The following is a 15,389-nucleotide window of genomic DNA, read 5'->3' as shown; positions in this document are numbered from 1 at the left end:
TCGTAGCTTTGTTCAGTCACTCCGAGCAGCGAGTGGTGAGTATACAGAGGTTGAAGTGTTGGTAGTCTATACTGTCAGGTAATGAACCGACGGCGGCTTCTCGCAACGATCGGCGGTGTCGGGGTAACGGGTCTAGCTGGCTGTAATGCGATCTTGGGCAACGACGAGGAAGAATTTGACCCACGGGAAGCAGAGTTCCAGTACTTCTTCGTCGATGAAACCGGAACACTTGGAGGGACAGCAGAAGGGCAGGAGCCGCCGGAAGACGCAGAGGACTGGCAGATCGTCCGGAATACGGTAACGGAATCTGACTGGAAGGCGATGCAGGGGAACGACGTCGAAAGAGCGAGGGGATACCTGGCAGGAGAGGCTACTGACGTTGCAGGGAGAGAAGAGTTCGAAGGAACAGTTGAGGAAATCGTACAGAGAACTCAGGAAATCTATGAAAACCCTGAGGAAGCACTTGATACTTCATCTGCAACTGAAGGACACATATTTGAACAGATGCAACAGGAAGACGACCCTGTCGCATTCACAAGAGCATTAATACACGCCACAGACACAGTAACAGACGTTACCTCAAGTGGAGGAAAAGCATTCTTGGCACCAAACATCGCTGAATACGCCGTAGAAGAACTTGGACTGGAGTTCCCAGAATACGAACTTTCAGGTATCTCATCCACAGAACCAACAGGACTTGAAGATCAGATGATTGAAGGCTCCATGAGAGAAACAGAGGATGGAGGTACAGTAGGAACCGGAGGAATGACACACCTCTTAAGCCTTCTAACTTACGAAAAGGGCGGAGAACTTCAGAACAAGTACGTGGAAAACATCAAAGCACACCCCACAAGTACATTCCGTTCGATGTTGAGAGATCCTGAAGACAGTGCCTACAGAGAACCTATCGAAGGAGGACGTTTCAAGATACACGAAAACACCCAGGGAGCACCAATGTGGCCAGAACACTACGCGACAGACTTCGAACAGGAAAAACTAGAGAAAATGAGAGAAATGGGTATAGACATAGAAAGACCAGGAATGCAACTTGTATCAACAGCAGTAAATATGATCGATGACGGATTAAACGACAGGACATCGAGACCTGTTGATGGATACCGGATAACAGTTTCTGATGAGATAAAGGAACAAGCAGAGGACTTCGCATTGAACCCGACAAAGGAGAAAAAGGAAAAGATAGAGAACTTCGGAAAAATAAGCTATAGCGTACTGGAGAAACAGATCGGGGAAGATTACAGAAGCGATCCTGTCTACGGTGCAGATAATCCGATCCGGATCGAAGGATCACTTGAGAACCCGGAGTTTTATCATGAACCGGTCGAAGTCAATACTTGAAACCCCTCCAGCCTGTTCTCAAGTCCACGTTGGCTGACTAATATTTCAGATATCAATATGCACGTCTACCTAATGGCTATTTCATATCTGTATACCTCGTAAAGAAGATTCCAAAAGCTCTACTCCACCAATCCACCTACCCACATATGACTTTCTAGGTGGGTAACCGCTAGTAGATCGCGCGTCCCCTCCTTGTGGGGGGGCGCGCGATCTAATCATTCACCACCGGGGAAGATGGCCTGCGTCGAGATCTCCACGCAGGTACGCTAACCCCCACGAAGTGATCTCGTACATATCATCATAAACAGGCGCAATCAGCTCACGCCTGGTTAGTTCGTTACACCGCTCGCGAATATGATTCCGCGATACATCTAATTTCTCAAACTGGGGATCAGACTCAATCGTCGCTGGGGTGGCCCAACTATCCTCGGCGAGATGTTCTAAAATTCTCTCGTCAACCTGTTGCATCCAGTTTGCCGATTTTCGACCGGACATTATGCCGTCGAAGAGCTATGATCTTCACTCGATTCCGGCAATTCATCTGCATCTAAATCTCCTTCAAGATACTCTGTCCCAGCATCTGTAATTACGTAGACTCCGTTTCCTAATGATCGCAGTAGTCCGTGTTCTGCCAATTTCTTCAGTCTACGTGATATCTGAGATCGGGAAACGCGGATATAATCGTGATCCGCAAGCTCGGTAGCTGTCCCTGAGTCCTCTTCCCGAATTATCTCCAGAATTCGGTCATCCCAGAGTGTCATCCAAGCTGCGGATTTTCGCATTCAATTGTGCGCTTACTACCACAGGGTCTTAATTATAACATATAGACTATTTAAGAACAGTTTGGCTGTTTTGTAACAACCAGTGCATTTATGCACAATGGGCGTCTTGCTGGATCTGCGAGGCCACTGAGTAGGATACTGACGGCTATAGTCGTTCGATGAAGAGCGGGGCCGTGCTGCCACACGACCCCACAAGATGGCTTCGTTCCCTGTGATGAGTGAAGCCAGCCACACGGGCAAAGCCCGCACGATATACGAAGCGCTGTGTTTTGAAAAGAACTCCGGCAGCCAATGGTCCCGCTCCGGAGGAGGTCCCGATGAGTAAGGAACTCCAGCCGCTCAATCCCGAGGAAGGTGTCGAGCGGTTCCTCCAGTACCGGGAGCCATCGGTTCGAGAATCGACCCTGAACAACGGTCGAACTAGACTCAACTTCTTTCTCGAATGGTGCGACGAGCGGGAGATTGAGAATTTAAATGAACTCACCGGACGTGATCTCGCCGATTTCGTTGCTTGGCGCCGGGGTGATATCGCTCCGATCACCCTACAGAAACAGCTCACCTCGATCCGGGCAGCCCTCCGTTGGTGGGCTGATATGGATGCCGTTCGAGAAGGACTCCACGAGAAACTTCACGCCCCCGATCTCCCTGACGGAGCTGAGTCTCGGGAAGATCATCTTTCTGCCGATCGGGCCGAGTCGATCATCGACACGCTTGATCGATACCAGTACGCGAGCCCGCGCCACGTTATGATGCTCCTTCTTTGGACAACTGGAATGCGTCGATCAGCGCTCCGCTCGATCGACGTCGATGATCTCCGCCCGGAAGACAACGCAGTCGTTCTCGAACACCGACCGGAGAAAGGAACCAAACTGAAAAACGGAAAAGACGGGGACCGCTGGATCTATCTCGGCGCGAACGTTTACCAAGTCGTCGAAGACGCGGTTAATCATCCGGAGCGCTATGACGTCACAGACGACTACGGACGGGAACCACTGCTGACTACCCGCTACGGTCGACCGACCGGAGATACAATTTACAAGTGGGTCAATCAGGCGACCCAGCCGTGTGAGTACCGCGGGTGTCCGCACGATCGCGACCCGGAGGATTGCGAAGCTCGCGGCGCGGATGGGTATCCGAGTCGCTGCCCGTCTTCGTGTGGTCCGCACGCGATCCGTCGGGGATCGATTACTCACTACCTGAATACCGGAGCGACCCCCGAGATAGTCAGCGAACGGATGGACGTCACGCTCGACGTTCTGTACCAACATTACGACATCCGGACTGAGCAGGAGAAGATGTCGGTGCGGAAAGATGTGCTCGAATCGTCGGGGGTCTTCGAATGATCCTCCGGGTTCCTACCCGGCGAGTCCATTCGCGTCACGCTCGTTCGGTAATCGCAAGGTGGCTTTTTTTATTCACCCCCAGTGAGCTCTGATTCGGAAGTAGTGTCGAAGCCGTCGCGTTCGGCTGCCGAATCCAGCGCCCGCTTGGTGTAGACGCGCAGGAGCTGATGACGGAACACCGACGATGCGTCGGAGTCATCTAATATTTCGTCCGCGCTCACGTCTTCACCTGCACGGGCTGCAGCCGCCTCAAGTGTCGCCGCCGAGACGTTCTCACCTTGCAGCGAGTCCTCGACGGCGGGAAGGCGTATCGGATGATCCACCAGGCCGTTGACTGCGACGCGCGATGATCGGATGACGCCATCGTCAATCTGGAGTGAGACGGCGATCCCGACTACTGCGTACCCCAGGGACTGTCTTGCTCGCTTTGCGTACGCGCCAGCTCCCCGCTCACCTTGGGGTTCGATTTCGAGGTGGGTGATAATTTCGTCGTCGTCGAGAGCCGTCGAGAACGCACCCGAAAAGAACGAGCGGGGATCTATTCGCCGTTCCCCGTTGGGTCCTGCAGCGGCGATCGTCGCATCGACCGCAAGTGCTGCAGCCGGCAAATCCGACGCAGGATGTGCCTGCGCGATGTTCCCACCGATAGTGCCCATATTCCGGACCTGAAAGTCGCCGATGTTTTCCGTTGCCTCCGCCATCACTGTCGCCTGTTCCCAGACAGCATCTGATTCAACAATATCGACATAAGGGGTGAGAGCACCGATACGGAGGCCGTATTCGGTCGAGTCGATTCCACGGAGGGCGTCGATTCGACCGATATCAATCACGACGTCCGGCGTCACCTCCCGAGACTTCAACCGCGGGACCAACCCGTGCGCACCCGCGAGGACAGCCGTCTCTTGAGCACGATGCTCTGCTAGTAACGATACCGCTCCGTCGAGCGTCTCTGCACGATAGTAGTCGAAATCCGTTGGGTACATCAGTTGTCGCCTCCGTTCGATTCGTTGATCGCAGTCCAGACAGCTTCGGGTGTCAGTGGCATATCGATATGGGAGACTCCAAACGGTTCGAGTGCGTCGACGACGGCGTTGACCACAGCGGGCGGTGAGGCGATTGCCCCCGCCTCTCCGACACCCTTCACCCCGAGCGGGTTGTGCGGACACGGCGTTACGGTTGAATCAGTCTCGATACTTGGGATCTGCTCGGCGGCCGGCACAGCGTAGTTCTCGAACGAATCAGACCGGAGCTGTCCGGATTCGTCGTACTCTGCGGCCTCGTAGAGCGCCTGTCCGATCCCCTGTGCGACGCCGCCGTGCACTTGCCCTTCGACGACTTGTGGATTGATCTGGTTCCCGACATCGTCGACGGCGATATAACGCTCGATATCGATTTCCCCGCTCTCCGGGTCGACTTCGACGAGTGCGATATGTGTGCCGAATGGATACGTGTAGTCTTCCGGATCGTAGAATGCAGTGGCTTCGAGACCGGGTTCCATCTCCTCCGGCAGGTCAAACCCTGTGTAGGCCTCCTTTGCGATTTCCTGAATGCCGACCGATCTGCTCGGAGCTCCTCTGATGGAAAACGTCCCATCGTCGAACTCGATATCCTCTGGTGCCGCCTCGAACTGGTGGGCGGCGATTTTCCGTGCCTTCTCGACCACTTTCCGTGTACTTGAGACGACCGCGCTTCCACCGACTGGACCGCTACGACTCCCATAGGAGCCTCGTCCCTCGGGAGTCTGTTCGGTGTCGCCTTCAACAATCTCGATATCTTCGTAGTCGACACCCAATTCGTCCGCAACGATCTGTGCGAACGTCGTCTCGTGTCCTTGCCCGTGGCCGGACGTGCCACAGAAGACAGTCACAGTTCCAGAGGAGTTGAACCGGACCACAGAGCTCTCCCAGAGTCCAACCGTAGAGCCGAGTTCCCCGGCGGTTCTAGAGGGTCCAATACCGCAGGCTTCCACGTACCCGACAATTCCGATTCCGAGGTATCGCCCGTTCTTTCGGAGTTGTTCCTGGGTTTCTCTGAGTTCTCCGTAATCGATCTTCTCGAGAGCCGTATCCAGCGAGCGTTCGTAGTTCCCGCTATCGTACGTGAGGCCAACACCGTTGTCGAACGGGAACTCGTCGGGCTGGATGTAGTTCTGTCGTCGGAGTTCGACGGGATCGATCCCGGCCTCACGGGCGCCGAGGTCCACCAGTCGTTCGACGAGGAACGTGGCTTCCGGACGACCCGCGCCACGGTACGCATCGACCGGTGCTGTGTTCGTGAACGTCCCGCGGACGCGACAGTGTACGTTTGAGATCCCGTATTGGCCGGGAAAGAGGCAGCCGTACATAAACGTGGGGACGGCCGGTGCGAAGAACTGCAGGTAGGCGCCCATATCGGCGAAGGTGTCGGCGCGGAGGCCGACGATGGTGCCGTCTTCGGCGATAGCGATTTCCCCGTGTGTTTCGTGCGCTCGGGAGTGACACGCTGCGTGGTTATCCTCGCTGCGGGTTGCTTGCCACTTCACCGGTCGGTCAAGCTGCATCGAGCACCAAGAGACGATGGCCTCGTCGGGGTAGTGGTAGATCTTGTTCCCGAAGCCGCCGCCGACCTCCGGCGCGATAACGCGAACTTTGCTCTCCGGGATACCGAGGGTCTGTGTGGCAAGTAGCGTCCGGTGTAAGTGTGGATTCTGAGACGTAAGCCAGAGGGTCAGTTCGCCGGTAGCGGCGTCGTAATCAGCGAGGGAGGCCCGCGGCTCCATCGGGGAAGGGATGATACGCTGCTGTGTGAGATCGATACTCGCCGTATATTCCGCAGATTCGAACGCTTCCTCGGTCTCGACCTCGTCACCGATCTCCCAGTCGAAGGCGAGATTGTTCTCCACGTCCTCGTGGACGAGCGGTGCTTCGTCCTCGACCGCGTCACTCGGCCCAACAGCGGCCGGAAGCGGTTCGTACGACACCTCGACCGAGGCTGCGGCGTCCACAGCACGAGCGGGGGTAGCGGCGACGACCACCGCGACTGGTTCCCCTTGGTAGTGGACGGTATCCGTCGCCATAATTCGCTGTTGGGGCTCCGCGAGGTCGGGGAGTTTCCACCCAGTCTGGATGTTATTGGGGATGCCGCTGTCGGCGATATCCCGTCCCGTAAAGACGGCAGAGACCCCATCCATCGTTTCCGCTGCCGCCGTTTCGATACCCTCGATTCGAGCGTTGGCGTGTGGGCTACGGAGGATTGCGGCGTGGGTCAGATCGTTGCGTTCGATGTCGCCGGTGTAGTCTCCGCGGCCGGTGAGGAGACTGAGGTCCTCTCGCCGTTCGATTGGTGAGCCGACCAGCGATTCGTGCTCGTCTGTGCTCATTGGTCGTCCTCCATCCTAGACTGTGCTGTTTCGACCGCTTCGACGATGTTCTGGTATCCGGTACACCGACAGAGATTACCGTAGATACCCTCGCGGATCGACTCCTCATCGAGGGTCTCCTCCCGCTCGATGAGAGCGGTGCTAGTCAGAAGCATCCCGGGTGTGCAGTAGCCACACTGGAGACCGTGTTCCTCGTTGAACGCTTCTTGAACGGGGTGCAGTTCGCCGTCGGTCGCAAGTCCTTCGACGGTTGTGATCTCTCGCTCGTCCGCCTGCACGGCAAGTAGCGTGCAGGACTTGACAGCACTCCCGTCGAGATGAACGGTACAGGCGCCACATCGCCCGCTTTCGCACCCGATGTTCGTCCCCGTGATCCCGAGTTCGTCGCGGAGTGCATGAGCGAGGAGCGTTCGGGGCTCAACCGAGAGTTCCTGTGCTGTTCCGTTCACCGTCAGTGAAATGTCAACATTTGTCATAGTTGTCGGACGAGGGGCAACGACTGGGGCGTAATGCAGTTTGAAATCCACCAGCACCGACCTGCCGTCCCCGTGGTATACGAAGGGGTGGCACCGGTTTCTGGTGTCGACCTCTGCCCAGAAGTTATGGGATAATTGTAAATATCTTGCGGTGGTGCACGGAACGTTTTGGAGATTAACTTCCAGATAGTAATTATTACCAGATCCGAAGGATACGCTCGACTGACCGCTTGTCAAATACTCCGAGATCCATCCCCGAACCCATTTGATGGTCCCATCGTTCTATAGAGACCGTTCGATGGCGGCACCGCTCTCGTCTGTCGTCAGTATTGGGAGCAACAGTATATCCGTGCCATTAACGCCATTGTCTAGTCAGTGCACGTGCGTTGGCGTGAAGTACCTCGGGGGCAAGCCCCGAGGCTTCACCGTTTTGGGTTCCGCACCGAACCCGCAGGCGAATTTAATTCCCCTCAACCTCTCGCGTGCGGTCGGCTGGAATTAACGCCCGAATACTCGCTGTATCCGTGAGGGTCGGCGGCTCCAGCCCGCCCGATAGTACCCGTCTCACCGCGCCAGAGGCGCGGATGTTGAGAGGCACCACATTTCCAGATTGCCGCAGTCAGCGTTGGATTAAGGTCTTTCATCCGTCTTTTGGGTTCTCTGACTGTACTAATTGTTTCGAGGAAATCGGTCATTAAGGTATTGGTCGGCTTCACCTCCGAGGTCAAGCCTCGAGGCACTCCCCTTGGTTCTCTGTAGAAAGTCCCACTGAGCCGACATTCAACCAGCGGGTTCTCTAGTAACAAATGCTGCCGAGACAGATCCGTCATCGGTCGTAGAAACCCTGACGAGGTACAAATCCGCGTCAGTATCGAACGTTATGGATTCATCAGCGTCACTGCGCTCACGGATTAGTAAAAATACAAACGTCTATATTGGTTGCTTGGTATTGCTTAGTCGGACCTCGCGTGAGGTTCACGTGCAACACAGTACGGTGCAGTGTCTCGGAGTGATTCCCCACTCCGGTCCCGCTCCGAGACTCTAGCAGTTGTTCGGTAAATATCATTTAGTATAATTTGAAGGAGAGACTTATATGGAAGTAGTGTGTACTTACTCTCAGACACGGGGTGGGTTGCTGGGGAATACCCTCGTACTTGTGTCGCACAAACTATGAAACTACGAAACCTCTTCACAGACGACAGCGCCGTTTCGCCGGTGATCGGTGTGATCCTGATGGTCGCAATCACCGTGATCCTGGCAGCAGTCATCGGCTCGTTCGTGCTCAACCTCGGCGGGTCGCTGCAGAATACCGCGCCGCAAGCGACAGTGGACTTCCAATACAACCAAACAGGAACAGATGTGACCGTTGTCCACGAGTCCGGCGATCAGCTTGAAAACAGTTCTATAACTGTTGCAGGCGTAACCGGTGGCACTTACCAGAACCCCGGCGGGACGTACTCCGCTGGTGATGTGATCATAGAGTCGGCGACCTACACGCCAGGCGAGGACGTCCGTCTTGTCTGGCAAGATCCAGAGAGTGGTGATTCGTCGACGATCGCCAAAAGCACCGCCCCGAGCAACTGATCCAGGAATTCCTTCTATTTTCACTTTTATGAGGCCGTAGCTACAGGTACACTATTTCAGACAAATTGTCGAACTTTTTGATCGCTGAATCCGATTAGATCGTAAAGTAACATCAAAAGCACAAAACCCCACCCCTATTCTGGATATGACCTAAGGATACGTATTTGAGATTCCCAAATAGTCGAATACAACCACAGGAGTTCCTTTCTATCACCGTCCTTTACTAAACAAACATTAATTTAGTATGATAGACTATATCAACTGATGGCCTCCCGGGCGAACTACAGCGGTCTCGTTATCGCTGGGGTCGGATTCTTCCTCACTCGATTTACGGTAACCCTAACGATTCACGAGACCTCGCTCCGGTTCTACCTCGCGGGCGTGGTGCCTCTCTCGCTCGGACTCGGACTGGCGGCCTTCGGCGTCGCGCTGACCGTACTCGACGTCGAGCCGTCGCTGGTCCAGACGACGGCGCGCTGGTGTGTCATCGGGGTCGGGGCGACCTTCGTTTTGGTCGTGCTCACTCTCTTCGGGACGACGCCCGCTGGCGTTCCCGAGTTCAGTACGATTCGGTCCCAGACGTACCTCTCGAATTTTCTCATCGGTGGGAGCGTCGGGGGCACACTGATCGGACTGTACGCCGCTCGCAATCGTGAACAACGGTCCACGCTCCGGCACCAGACCCACCGGTTGGAGGTCCTGAACCGACTGCTTCGCCACGAGGTGCTCAATTCGGTCACCGTCATTCGTGGCTACGCCTCGGTGAACGGCGAGGAGACACCCGACGCCGAACGGATTATCAAAGACCGCGCGGACACAATCGAGAAAACGATCGACGAGGTGCGATACCTCACCCGTCGAGTCGGCACCGAGACCGAAAGCCTCCCGATCGAACTCGGAGCGTGTCTCGCCGACAGCAGACAGCAGGTCTTACAGGAGTATCCGAACACCACTATCGCTGTCGACGCACCGGAGGAGGTACTGACCGTGCGTGCCAACGAGCGCCTCGATCACGTGTTCCGACAACTGATGGAAAACGCGATCGTGCATACGCCCGACGACGACCCTTCGGTCGAGGTTTCGGTAACCCCGACCGCGACCGACGTTCGAGTCAGCGTCCGCGATCACGGGACCGGTCTGCCCGAGAGTCAACGGAAAATTTTGGAGGAGGGCGAGATCCGGCGATTCGACGATCCCGGCGCGGGATTCGGACTCAACATCGTCAGATTGCTCGTCGAGAGCGTCGGCGGGGGTATCGAAACCGAAATCGACGAGGAGGGGACGACGATTACGGTGATCTTGCCGCTCGCCGAGACGCGGAACATCGGGTTTGAGGCGAGTGAAACGCGGCTCTCCGCTGTTCGTCCGGCGGCCCCGCAGCTGGTAGTCACGCTCGGTGCCGCGCTGTTCGCCGGCGTCGCGTACGGCGTCGTCGGGAACCAACTCGGTGGCTCCGTCGCGGCGATCGGGGTCTTCTACGGGATCGAGAACGCGGTCGTCGGCTGGCTCACCCACCAGTTTCACAGCGTCGTGTTTGGGTTCGTGTTCGCCGGACTCGCGTCGTTCACACCGGAGCAGTACCGCGATAACATCGCCGCCTACGTGAGTATCGGTATCGGGTGGGCAGTGTGTCTGTGGATCGTCGCCGCCGGAGTGATTGCCCCGATCTGGTTACGGCTGATCGGGATCGCAGCCGCGATTCCGAACCTCTCGACGACGCTGTTTTTCAGTCATCTCGCGTGGGGCATCGTGCTCGGGGTCCTCACGCCGCTTGGATACAGGCACGTCGTCCCCTGGATCGAACGGATGAGCAGCCCATTCGAGTAAGGGCGAAGTCGGCTTCGTGGCCGAACACCGTCGTTCGAGACGCGTTGCATTCGGTTCTTGGTTCACGCGTCACAGGCAATACGGCTCGGACACGGCTGACTCCACCCGCCGGAAAATTGAATGGAACGCCGCGCGCAACATCGACTATGGCGGTTCAGACAGAGATGAAAGAGGCAGCGGACAGCGGCCGTGAAGACCTGATTCGAACGCTCGCGGAACACCGCGTGCTCCCGACGACCATCGAGCAGTCCGGATCGAGCCTGCTCGGCGAGTCCTCGACATCGACGTACAGATTCGAATCCGAAGCGAGCGGCGAAAGCGTCGCCGACAGACAGACCTCCGCCCGGGCGGCCGACACACTCGGATTGACCAGCGGCGGGGATTGTGAGAGCGTCCGCGAGGAGATCCAAGCCCACGACGCCTGGGGCGAGTCCTGACGGACGGAGGGCCACTCCTGCGGGGACGTTCCGGGTAGCCGAGTACGTAGCGACGGCGAAGAACGGCGCTGGCGCTCGGAGCGTTAGAAGCAAAAACCGCTCGACGCGGGACGCCCGGGAAGGTTAGGTACCGATCACGCGACGTTGAAGCCCTTCTCGCGGAGGAAGTCCTCCACGCGGCCGGTGTGGTTCCCCTGGAGTTCGATGGCGCCGTCCTCGACCGTGCCGCCGCAGGCGAACTTCGATTTCAGATCCGAGGACAGGCTGTCCATATCGACATCTTTGGGGTCGAACCCTTCGATGACCGTTACCTCCTTTCCGTAGCGGCGCTCGTCGATGCGGATGGTGATCTCCTGGGACTCTTTGGCGACGTCCTCGCAGACGCAAAGCTCCTCAGGGAGTCCGCACGTCGAGCAGACTTCCGACATTACAGCCCGAGACTACAAGATGGGGATATTAAACAGTATCGGGACCCCGATTCAGCTGAACCGACGCAGGATCGGCGTCGCCGATCGGACCAGCCGGTCGGCCGTCGTCACCGCCTCGTCAGCCTCCACTGGGGCCACACCGGGACCGTACTGTGCACGCTCGTACAGTTCGAGGAGCCGGCGGGCATCCCGGCGCCGGGAGTCCTCGACGAGCAGGCCCGCATCTACTAGCGACTGGTGGTACGCTCTCGGCGTTTCGCCGGGATCACGGGCCCGATACTCGTGTTCGAGCAGTACTGAGAGTCGACGGTGTGCACGGATCACGTCGATGTCGGGATCCTCGCTCCGACGCTGGCCTTGGATTGCGAGGAGCTGACGCATACGGGTGAGCTTCCCGGTCCGGTGTGCGCCCGCGGCGATGCCGAGGAGCCCGACGAACCCGACGGAGAGCGCACGCCAGGAGGGGAGCCCGGGCAGCGGGCCGCTGTCCTCGGTCGGCGTCGACGTGACGACCTCCATCTCCGGGTTCCCCGCGGGACCCAGTGTCCCGTTCACCGCCGTCTGGTTGCTCGCGGGCGACGACGACTCGGTCGTGGGTGACGGCGAGATTTCCGTCCCGCTGTTGCCGTCGGGTACCGGCGCGGCCGTCGCATTCGAGGTCGTCAGGTCGACGTTCTCCTCCCCGCTCTGCCGCGCCTCGGTGAGTCGGGCCGACTCGGCAGTCTGCCGCGGACCACCCGGGGTCGGATCGAAGCGCACCCAGCCGACGTCCGGGAAGTACACCTCCACCCAGGCGTGGGAGTCGAGGCCGCGGACCACGTAGCTGTCATTGCCAACCTGTTCGCCGGCCGTGTAGCCGGTGACGAACCGCGCGGGGATACCCTGGGAGCGAAGCATCACGACCATCGTCGTCGCGTAGTAGGTACAGTAGCCGGCGTCCATCTCGAAGAGGAACTGGTCGGCGATATCGCCGCTCGGTGCGGGGACGCTCAGGGAGTACTCCTTCTCCGACTCCAGATACTCCTCGATGGCGACGGCCTTGTCGTAGGGGGTGATCTCGTCGCCTGCCACGGATGCTGCGCGTTCACGGACGCGGTCGGTGGTGCTGTCGGGGAGCTGGAGGTACTGCTCGGTGACCTGCGACGGATAGTCGGTCCCGGCCGCCCGGAGTCGATCGCTCGTCGCGTTCGGAACGCGGCTCGTCACGGTGTAGGTGTCGCCGGCTTCGAGCGTCGTCGTCGGCTTGATCGTTCCCTGGGGCGTCACGACCGTACGGTCGGTTACCTCACCATCCAGCCGAACTGGCGCTGCCGCCGCCGGCAGAACGGCCACTTCGTCTTCGGCTGTCACGGTCTGTTCGAGGCGATCGGTGGGGCCCGGTGGCCCGCGAAGCTGGCCGTCGTAGGGACGGGTGTTCCCGGTCCGAACCCAGCCGTCGCTGGTGTATCGATCGTAGACGGCCGTTCGCCAGTAGTCCGACTGTGGGCTCTCGACAGTGAACCGGACTTTCGGGGAGAGCCGAATGCTGCCGACGATCTCGACGCGGTCCTGGGCGTCGACGATGCTCCCCTCGACCGTCGGCGAACCGCGGTTCGGGAGGATCGGCGACCCCGCCGCACCGGGCACGACCGACAGCGTCGCCGAGAAGACGACCATCGCTGCCACGAGCGCGGTCAGGACGTCGACCTGTGTCGTCCCGGCTCCGTGCCGGTCGAAGGTGTCTGCGGCGACCGCTGTCGTGGCCCCGGCAACGCCGACGATCGTCGTCGTTCCGCTTGCGTCGCCCGTGAGGACGACCAGCCCGAGCGCGACGCTCCCGGCCGCGGCGGCGGCGACGTACCGGCGCCTGATCGCCAGATACCACGAGAGGAACACCGGCCCCGGAACGACCGCGATCGCCCAGGTGCCGGCACCGACGAGCCGGAGGACCGAGAGCCCGGTGAAAAGCGCAATCGTATCCTGAAGAATGCGCTCGGCGGTCAACAGTTCGAGTTGACTCCGTGGCAGCGTCGCCAGGTACGCGACGGAGCCGAGAATCAGCAGTCCGATCGTGAGTACGAACGCCACGCGAACGTCGACGTAGCGGCCGACGAGCGCCGCAAGCGCCAGGGAGGCGATCACGACCCCGACGAACGCCGTCCGCCCGCCGACGACGTCGGTGACGTGCCAGAGGACGCTCGCGTACGACCACGTCAGCGCGAGCAACCCGAGGACGGCGAGGGCCGGCTCCGCCGGGACCCGCCGAAGGGAACCGGACAGCTCGGTCATCGGCGCCTCCCGTCTGTCGATGACGCGTCTGGATGGTGCCCGCGACGCGACTCAGGGTGCTGCCCGCGGCGCGACTCGGGATACTCCTCACGAGGCTGTGACACAACTGAATCACCGGGACTGTCATTGCGATGCCGCGACCGCACGGCGTCGTTGTTTCCGGTCCACCTGTCGATGGGACGCTCCCGATCGTTCGCGCCGCTCCCGTTGGAGTCGTCCAGAAGCGAACCGGAGTCCGTGACCAGCAGGTCCGCGAAGGACCGGACGACGCCGCCAGCCCGGATCGACGCTGTGCCAGCAGCAGCGGTCACCACGATGTCGGCGTCGACTGCCGGTACCGGCCCTCCCTCGGCTGTCGCGAGGTGGTCCAATATCGGACGTTCGGCCCCCGGTGACGCGGTGACGGTCCCCGACGAGGTGATCAGCGAGACGGGAACGCCGTCATCGAGCACCGACAGACAGACCGTGGCCGCCGCCTCGGCCATCGCATCGACCGTCTCGACGTCGATCTGGGCTGAACCGAGGTCCGCAGGGGCAGGTCCAGTCTCGTCGCCAGCGTCGACCGCACCCGCAGGTATACCTCCAGTATCCGGCCTCGGCCCCCTCGCGTGTGGATCCGTGCCCCGGTCGTCCGATTCGGTGTCCCGAGTGTTTTGGGTACTGCGATCGCCTGCTGTGACCCCGTCGTTGCCGGAATCGATACGCTGCCCGCCCCCATCGACCGCCCCAAGGCCGGCAGCGACGACGACACGGTCCCGATCCGGTTCACCGGCGAACTCCTGGACGACGAGCGCTCCGCGCTTGGCCGACGACTTCCAGTGCACGTCGCGGAGCGCATCGCCCGGGACGTACTCGCGCAGTCCATCGAACATATCGCGGCCGCTCGGTCGGGGATCGACTGCGCCCGACGCGGCGAGCAGTTCCGTCCTGGCGCCCGGCGCGAGCCGACGGATCGGTGGAAAGGCGAGCAGCGTCCCGCGGTTTTCCACCCGGATCGTCCGCGCGACCAGCCCCAGAACGTCCGTGACAACGACCGTCGCCGGCCCGATCTCGTGTTCCCCGCGTCGTCGCGGGGTGATCTCGTAGGAGACGCTGTCGCCGCCGATCGTCGCGTCGACGACCGCCGCCGTCGCTTCCGTCGATTCCGCGTCGTCGCCATCGGCCTCAGTATCTTCGTCATCGACCTCGCCGTCGCTGTCAGCCTCGGGATCTCTGCCATCGCCGTCGACGCCTCCGCCGTCGCCGTCGATTCCGGGTGGCAGTCGATCGGAGACCGTCGCCGGGTACGACCGCGGCGCATCGAGTCGCAAGTCGACCGTCCCGCTCGTCCCGGCGGGTCGGGCAGGGGGGAGCGTCCGCTCGATGGTTGGCGTCGGCGCGCGCCACACCTGCACCACGGCGGCGACGAGCGCGACGAGCGCCGGCACGACGACGGCGTCGAGCGATCGGGCGCCGAAGAGTGACCCCGATACGATGGCCCCCGCAACCACAGCGAGGACCACGTAAGCGCGTCGTGTGGGTCGCATCTCT

The 15,389-nt window shown here is 59.7% G+C and carries 12 protein-coding genes; 5 read left to right on the top strand and 7 right to left on the bottom strand.

Annotated features, from left to right (window positions below):
- The first annotated feature begins 81 nt into the window (after nt 1–81).
- Nucleotides 82–1,356, top strand: a complete 1,275-nt coding sequence (locus tag RJT48_RS02345; protein WP_311170619.1) for a hypothetical protein — start codon at nt 82–84, stop codon at nt 1,354–1,356.
- 494 nt (nt 1,357–1,850) lie between these two features.
- On the opposite strand, the gene RJT48_RS02340 is transcribed toward RJT48_RS02345, so the two are convergent.
- Nucleotides 1,851–2,117 carry a winged helix-turn-helix domain-containing protein gene (locus tag RJT48_RS02340; RefSeq protein WP_311170618.1) on the bottom strand — a complete coding sequence of 89 codons (267 nt, stop codon included), beginning with the start codon at nt 2,115–2,117 and terminating at the stop codon, nt 1,851–1,853.
- Nucleotides 2,118–2,455: 338 nt separating this feature from the next.
- Between RJT48_RS02340 and RJT48_RS02335 the strand changes: the two genes are divergently transcribed.
- Nucleotides 2,456–3,481 (top strand): tyrosine-type recombinase/integrase, encoded by a 1,026-nt coding sequence (locus RJT48_RS02335; protein WP_311170617.1) that lies wholly within the window; start codon nt 2,456–2,458, stop codon nt 3,479–3,481.
- A 68-nt stretch (nt 3,482–3,549) separates the two neighbouring features.
- Here RJT48_RS02335 and RJT48_RS02330 read toward each other — a convergent pair whose 3' ends face one another.
- From RJT48_RS02330 to RJT48_RS02320, 3 genes are read right to left on the bottom strand one after another with little or no spacing between them, the layout of a single operon-like run.
- Nucleotides 3,550–4,464 carry an FAD binding domain-containing protein gene (locus tag RJT48_RS02330; RefSeq protein ID WP_311170616.1) on the bottom strand — a complete coding sequence of 305 codons (915 nt, stop codon included), beginning with the start codon at nt 4,462–4,464 and terminating at the stop codon, nt 3,550–3,552.
- Nucleotides 4,464–6,839 (bottom strand): xanthine dehydrogenase family protein molybdopterin-binding subunit, encoded by a 2,376-nt coding sequence (locus RJT48_RS02325; RefSeq protein WP_311170615.1) that lies wholly within the window; start codon nt 6,837–6,839, stop codon nt 4,464–4,466. The genes RJT48_RS02330 and RJT48_RS02325 overlap by 1 nt, the downstream gene beginning before the upstream one ends.
- Nucleotides 6,836–7,315, bottom strand: coding sequence for a (2Fe-2S)-binding protein (locus RJT48_RS02320; protein WP_345784723.1), 480 nt, complete (start codon nt 7,313–7,315; stop codon nt 6,836–6,838). The genes RJT48_RS02325 and RJT48_RS02320 overlap by 4 nt, the downstream gene beginning before the upstream one ends.
- A 1,170-nt stretch (nt 7,316–8,485) precedes the next feature.
- Here RJT48_RS02320 and RJT48_RS02315 point away from each other — a divergent pair.
- The 3 genes from RJT48_RS02315 (at nt 8,486) to RJT48_RS02305 (ending at nt 11,163) form a co-directional block, all read left to right on the top strand.
- The gene (locus RJT48_RS02315; RefSeq protein WP_311170613.1) at nt 8,486–8,899 is read left to right on the top strand and encodes a type IV pilin domain-containing protein; all 414 of its coding nucleotides are present in this window, start codon (nt 8,486–8,488) and stop codon (nt 8,897–8,899) included.
- Between the two features lie 264 nt (nt 8,900–9,163).
- Nucleotides 9,164–10,726 (top strand): sensor histidine kinase, encoded by a 1,563-nt coding sequence (locus RJT48_RS02310; protein ID WP_311170612.1) that lies wholly within the window; start codon nt 9,164–9,166, stop codon nt 10,724–10,726.
- Between the two features lie 146 nt (nt 10,727–10,872).
- Nucleotides 10,873–11,163, top strand: a complete 291-nt coding sequence (locus RJT48_RS02305; protein WP_311170611.1) for a hypothetical protein — start codon at nt 10,873–10,875, stop codon at nt 11,161–11,163.
- Nucleotides 11,164–11,297: 134 nt separating this feature from the next.
- On the opposite strand, the gene yciH is transcribed toward RJT48_RS02305, so the two are convergent.
- The 3 genes from yciH to RJT48_RS02290 are packed head-to-tail and all read right to left on the bottom strand — an operon-like array spanning nt 11,298 to nt 15,385.
- Nucleotides 11,298–11,591: a stress response translation initiation inhibitor YciH gene (gene yciH, locus RJT48_RS02300; RefSeq protein WP_311170610.1), complete on the bottom strand. Its 294-nt coding sequence runs from the start codon at nt 11,589–11,591 to the stop codon at nt 11,298–11,300.
- 51 nt (nt 11,592–11,642) lie between these two features.
- Entirely contained in the window at nt 11,643–13,859 is a 2,217-nt protein-coding gene (locus tag RJT48_RS02295; RefSeq protein ID WP_311170609.1) for a transglutaminase TgpA family protein, read from the bottom strand.
- Nucleotides 13,856–15,385, bottom strand: a complete 1,530-nt coding sequence (locus RJT48_RS02290) for a DUF58 domain-containing protein (protein ID WP_311170608.1) — start codon at nt 15,383–15,385, stop codon at nt 13,856–13,858. The genes RJT48_RS02295 and RJT48_RS02290 overlap by 4 nt, the downstream gene beginning before the upstream one ends.
- Nucleotides 15,386–15,389: the final 4 nt, after the last annotated feature.

It is taken from the genome of Halobellus ordinarius, assembly GCF_031823395.1.
GTDB lineage: Archaea > Halobacteriota > Halobacteria > Halobacteriales > Haloferacaceae > Haloquadratum > Haloquadratum ordinarius.
The sequence above is the reverse complement of the archived record's forward strand: the minus strand, read 5'-3'. Positions and strand labels throughout refer to the sequence as shown.

What these genes read in the sequence shown, in the direction of transcription:
- RJT48_RS02345 (WP_311170619.1), top strand. Translation starts at nt 82, where the DNA reads ATGAACCGACGGCGGCTTCTCGCAACGATCGGCGGTGTCGGGGTAACG.
- RJT48_RS02325 (WP_311170615.1), bottom strand. Translation starts at nt 6,839, where the DNA reads ATGAGCACAGACGAGCACGAATCGCTGGTCGGCTCACCAATCGAACGG.
- RJT48_RS02315 (WP_311170613.1), top strand. Translation starts at nt 8,486, where the DNA reads ATGAAACTACGAAACCTCTTCACAGACGACAGCGCCGTTTCGCCGGTG.
- RJT48_RS02310 (WP_311170612.1), top strand. Translation starts at nt 9,164, where the DNA reads ATGGCCTCCCGGGCGAACTACAGCGGTCTCGTTATCGCTGGGGTCGGA.
- RJT48_RS02330 (WP_311170616.1), bottom strand. Translation starts at nt 4,464, where the DNA reads ATGTACCCAACGGATTTCGACTACTATCGTGCAGAGACGCTCGACGGA.
- RJT48_RS02290 (WP_311170608.1), bottom strand. Translation starts at nt 15,385, where the DNA reads ATGCGACCCACACGACGCGCTTACGTGGTCCTCGCTGTGGTTGCGGGG.
- RJT48_RS02340 (WP_311170618.1), bottom strand. Translation starts at nt 2,117, where the DNA reads ATGACACTCTGGGATGACCGAATTCTGGAGATAATTCGGGAAGAGGAC.
- RJT48_RS02335 (WP_311170617.1), top strand. Translation starts at nt 2,456, where the DNA reads ATGAGTAAGGAACTCCAGCCGCTCAATCCCGAGGAAGGTGTCGAGCGG.
- RJT48_RS02305 (WP_311170611.1), top strand. Translation starts at nt 10,873, where the DNA reads ATGGCGGTTCAGACAGAGATGAAAGAGGCAGCGGACAGCGGCCGTGAA.
- RJT48_RS02295 (WP_311170609.1), bottom strand. Translation starts at nt 13,859, where the DNA reads ATGACCGAGCTGTCCGGTTCCCTTCGGCGGGTCCCGGCGGAGCCGGCC.
- yciH (WP_311170610.1), bottom strand. Translation starts at nt 11,591, where the DNA reads ATGTCGGAAGTCTGCTCGACGTGCGGACTCCCTGAGGAGCTTTGCGTC.
- RJT48_RS02320 (WP_345784723.1), bottom strand. Translation starts at nt 7,315, where the DNA reads ATGACAAATGTTGACATTTCACTGACGGTGAACGGAACAGCACAGGAA.